Origin of the sequence: Neisseria sp. P0008.S010 (assembly GCF_051962715.1) — a bacterium.
Lineage (GTDB): Bacteria > Pseudomonadota > Gammaproteobacteria > Burkholderiales > Neisseriaceae > Neisseria > Neisseria elongata.
Map to the genome: position 1 here is coordinate 7,166 of NZ_JBQCVA010000061.1, position 5,147 is coordinate 12,312.

Below are 5,147 nucleotides of genomic sequence, written 5' to 3' on the forward strand. Positions count from 1 at the left end.
AATTGTGCACGAATTTACATTGTTCTCTGCTTGTATGATGTTGGTCAACTGCCACAGATGTTTCAGGCAGATTGCTTTATTTCCCGTGTTAGTCGTGCTACAATTTTTAACATTCATATTTCATGAATTTTAACACAACCACCCAAGGAGTTTTATTATGGGACAATATAAGAAGCTCTGGTATCTGCTGTTTGCAGTGCTGGCAGTCTGCTTTACCATCCTGGGTTATATGGGTTCGGAGGTTTACAAAAAAGCTCCGCCATATCCCGAAAAAGTTGTAACGGCGTCCGGTCAGGTATTGATGACCAAGGACGATATTTTGGCCGGCCAATCGGCTTGGCAGTCTACCGGCGGCATGGAGGTCGGCTCTATCTTGGGTCACGGTGCTTATCAGGCTCCGGACTGGACTGCCGACTGGCTGCACCGCGAATTGGTTGCCTGGTTGGACTTCACTGCACAGGCTCAATTCGGCAAAAACTACGAACAATTGGATGTTGCGCAACAGGCGACTTTGCGTACGCAATTGGCTGACGAATACCGTAACCAGTCCAGAGTGAAAGAAGACGGAACGGTTGTCATCAGCGAAACCCGTCAAAAAGCCATTGAGGCGGTTGCGCCGTATTACATCAAGTTGTACGGCAATGATCCCGACATGGTTCAAACGCGTGATAACTTTGCAATGAAAAACAATACATTGCCAAGCGAAGAGGCGCGTAAAAAATTAACTAACTTCTTCTTCTGGACAGCTTGGTCTGCATCGACCAACCGCCCGGATAAAGAGTTTACCTACACCAACAACTGGCCGCACGAGCCGTTAGTCAACAACGTGCCGACTACTGAGAACTATATGTGGTCGTTCACCAGTATCGTCTTGTTGTTAAGCGGTATCGGCTTATTGTTGTGGGGTTACTCTTTCCTGACCAAACATGAAGAGGTGCAACCTCCTACAGAAGATCCGCTGTCTAAAATCCAGCTGACTCCGTCACAGAAAGCTTTGGGTAAATATGTATTCCTGACTGTCGCCCTGTTTGTGGCACAGGTGCTGCTGGGCGGTTTGACTGCTCACTACACTATTGAAGGCCAGCATTTCTACGGCATCAACTTCTCTGATTGGCTGCCTTATGCCTTGGCACGTACTTGGCACATTCAGTCCGCAATTTTCTGGATTGCCACAGGTTTCCTGACTGCCGGTCTGTTCCTGGCTCCGATTATCAACGGCGGTAAAGATCCAAAATTCCAACGTGCAGGCGTGAACTTCCTGTATATCGCACTGTTTATCGTGGTATTGGGTTCTTACGGCGGCAACTTCCTTGCCTTGAGCGACAATATGCCTGCGGCCATGAACTTTTGGTTCGGCCACCAAGGTTATGAGTTCCTGGACTTGGGCCGTTTCTGGCAATTGCTGCTGATGGTCGGCCTGTTGCTGTGGCTGTTCCTGATGGTTCGCTGTACCTTTACTGCGTTTAAAGAGAAAAATACCGATAAAAACCTGTTGGCCATTTTTGTGGCCTCCATGTTCGGTGTGGGTGTGTTCTATGCGCCCGGCCTGTTCTACGGCGAGCATTCTCCGATTGCGGTAATGGAATACTGGCGTTGGTGGGTGGTTCACCTGTGGGTGGAAGGTTTCTTCGAAGTGTTTGCAACCGCATCCTTCGCCTTCATCTTCTACAACATGGGCTTTGTCCGCCGCAATACTGCCACTGCCGCTACTTTGGCCGCTGCCGCCATCTTTATGTTGGGTGGTATCCCGGGTACGCTGCACCACTTGTACTTCTCTGGTTCGACTTCAGCTTCTATGGCTATCGGTGCCTGCTTCTCCGCTTTGGAAGTTGTGCCGCTGATTCTGTTGGGCCGTGAAGCATACGAACACTGGTCTTATCAAAACGCTGCTCCTTGGGCAAAACGTTTGCGTTGGCCGCTGATGTGCTTCGTTGCCGTAGCCTTCTGGAACATGATCGGTGCCGGTGTGTTCGGCTTCTTGATCAACCCGCCGATTTCCTTGTTCTACATTCAAGGTTTGAACACTACCGCAGTTCACGCACACGCAGCCTTGTTCGGTGTATACGGCTTCTTGGCACTGGGCTTTGTATTGCTGGTTGCCCTGTACTTGAAACCGGAAGAGCATTTCAACGACAAATTGATGACTTGGGGCTTCTGGCTGTTGAACGGCGGTTTGGTCGGCATGATTGCCACCAGCCTGCTGCCGATTGGTGCGATTCAAGCTGCTGCCAGCATCTCAACTGGTTTGTGGTATGCCCGAAGCGAAAACTTCCTGCAGCAAGACCTGCTGGAAACTCTGCGCTGGATCCGTACCCTGTCTGACTTGATCTTTATCGGTGGTGCATGCTGCTTCGCATGGCAGGCTACTAAAACCGTATTCGGTTTTGGCAAAGCTAAAAACTAACCGTCTTGTTTAGATAACATCAGGCCGTCTGAAAGTTTTCAGACGGCTTTTTTTGTTTTTGCTGACGTACCGGCGTAGCCTTTATTCCTTGCAACGGTTTTTACCTTCATTCTTTTATCTGCACTTTTCGTTTGCACGTCCAATCGATCTTCTTCTTAGAGACATCGGCGGTTTGCCTGCGATTTTCCCGCTTATACTTTCCTTTTACATCCCGAAAACCATGTGGCGAAGGCAGTCGAACCGCCCTGTCTTGCTTGATTTCACGTTGAATCGTTTTTTCAGACGGCCTGTTGCAAAACTGCCCATCCTGCCGCATTCTCCGGCGGCAAAAACCGACGGTTGCGGCCGACGGCTTTATAATAACGGCCTTTTACCGTTTTCAGACGGCCTGCCGTTCCAACGTACGCGGCAGCCGATTGCCCATTCATGATGCTCGAAACCTTGCTCGCCCTGCCGCGTCGTACCAAAAAAATCCTGTTCGTCATCCACGACACGGTGTTGATTTTCTGCGCCTTCTGGTTTACCCAAAGCCTGAAAGCCGATTACGACCACGAATGGTACGACCCCGCCAACTGGCAGGCGTTGGCGGCCACAACGGTGTTTACAGTCTTGCTGTTTGTCCGGTTGGGGCTGTACCGCGCCGTAACGCGCTACATCAGCCTGCGGATCTTGGCGGTTGCGCTGTTCGGCAGTTTCGCATCCATGCTGCTGTTTTTCTTCAGCGTCTTGCTGTTTGAAAAACAATTGCGCCTGGCTTTGCCGGTGGTGTTCTTCTTCTTGATGGTGGTGCTGATTGCCGGTTCGCGTCTGCTGTTGCGGCTGATTTTGGCCGAACGCAGCGAACGCAATTCCGCCGTGCCCGTCATCGTGTACGGTGCGGGGCAGTCGGGGCGGCAGCTGATTGAAGCGATGAAGCAGGTGAACGAATACCGCGCCGTGGCCTTTGTGGACGACAATCCGCGACTGCAACATACCATCGTCGGCGATCTGCCCGTGTTCAGGCCGTCTGAAACCGCCGATTTGATTGCGCGCTACGGCGTGAAGAAAATCCTGCTGGCCATGCCCAGCGCGGGCGCGGAAAGGCGGCGGGAAATCCTGCAAAGCCTTGAGGCTTACCCCTGCGAAGTGCTGGCGATTCCGGGCATGAAGGATTTGGTGGACGGCCGCATCCACATCGGCCTTCTGAAAAAAATATCGGTGGCCGACCTGTTGGGACGCGAGCCGGTCGAGCCGATGGCCGAACTGATGGCGCGCGACATCGAAGGTAAAACGGTGATGGTAACGGGCGCGGGCGGCTCTATCGGTTCGGAGCTGTGCCGCCAGATAGTCGGCCGCCGTCCGGCGAAGCTGGTATTGTTCGAACTGTCCGAATATTCGCTCTACACCATCGAACGAGAATTGCAGGATTTGGCGCGGCGGCAGGGCGGCAATATTGAAATTTTGCCGCTTTTGGGTTCTGTGCAGGACAAAGGCCGTCTGAAAAACGTCATGCAGGCGTTCGGCGTGGAAACCATCTATCATGCCGCCGCCTACAAACACGTCCCCCTGGTCGCGCTCAACACCATAGAAGGCATACGCAACAACGTGTTCGGCACACTGGCCTGCGCCCGTGCGGCACAAGATTGCGGCGTGGCGACCTTCGTCTTAATTTCCACCGACAAAGCCGTGCGTCCCACCAACACCATGGGCGCGAGCAAACGCATGGCCGAACTCGTCTTGCAGGCCTTGGCGGCGGAAACGGGCTGCCAAACCCGCTTCTGCATGGTGCGCTTCGGCAACGTATTGGGTTCGTCCGGTTCAGTTGTTCCGGCCTTCGAGCAACAAATCGCTGCCGGCGGGCCCGTTACGCTTACCCATCCCGACATCACCCGCTACTTTATGACCATCCCCGAAGCCGCCCAGCTGGTGATACAGGCGGGAGCGATGGGGAAAGGTGGCGACGTATTTGTTTTGGACATGGGCGAATCGGTGAAAATCATCGACCTGGCGCGGCAGATGATACGGCTGAGCGGCTTGGACGTGAAAGACGCAGCCAATCCCAAAGGCGACATCGAAATCCGCATTACCGGCCTGCGTCCGGGCGAAAAGCTGTACGAAGAACTGATTATCGGCGACAACGCCGTTCCGACAGGCCACTCCCGCATCCTGACCGCCAGCGAAACCATGCTCCCTTGGCCGCAACTGGAAAACCTTCTGGCGAAACTCTCGGCTGCCTGCGACAGCGGCAACCAAACCGAATTGCGCCGCATCCTGCTTGCCGCCCCGACCGCCTTCGCCCCGACGGACGGCATCTGCGATTTGGTGTGGACGGCAGGGCAGGAAATCCATTAGTCCTCCCATTTTTTCAGACGGCCTCTTGCTGATGAGGACGGCATTTTCTTTGAAAGCCGTTTGGAAACATCAAACGCGCCGGCGGAATCGATAAGGCGTTATCAACCTTTGTCTTCCATACGATTGAACGCAAAAATCCCCTGTACTGTTCAGACGGCCTTTACTTCGGTAAAGGCTTTTTTGCATCCGGAATTTTATATTCCTAATTTAATAAAGAATTCAGTCAATTAAATAATTAAATAAAATAAAAATAGTTCTTATTATTTAAATTAAAAAGAAAATCCATTAGAATTTACATCTTAAAATAAAAATTAAAATCAATTATCATATAAGATAATAGACCTCTTGCGAAAATATTCATCCCATCGCATTAATCAGTCCTGCAATCAGATTTACCCTTAACCCGAACCGT

The 5,147-nt window shown here is 52.0% G+C and carries 2 protein-coding genes; both read left to right on the forward strand.

Features of this window, described 5'->3' with window-relative positions; all coding sequences use genetic code 11:
* Positions 1 to 157: 157 nt before the first annotated feature.
* A complete protein-coding gene (locus ACTHSL_RS11430; RefSeq protein WP_440381497.1) occupies positions 158 to 2,404 on the forward strand; it encodes a nitric-oxide reductase large subunit in 2,247 nt (748 codons plus the stop codon).
* A 426-nt stretch (positions 2,405 to 2,830) separates the two neighbouring features.
* The gene (locus tag ACTHSL_RS11435) at positions 2,831 to 4,735 is read left to right on the forward strand and encodes a polysaccharide biosynthesis protein (protein ID WP_440381498.1); all 1,905 of its coding nucleotides are present in this window, start codon (positions 2,831 to 2,833) and stop codon (positions 4,733 to 4,735) included.
* Positions 4,736 to 5,147 lie beyond the last annotated feature (412 nt).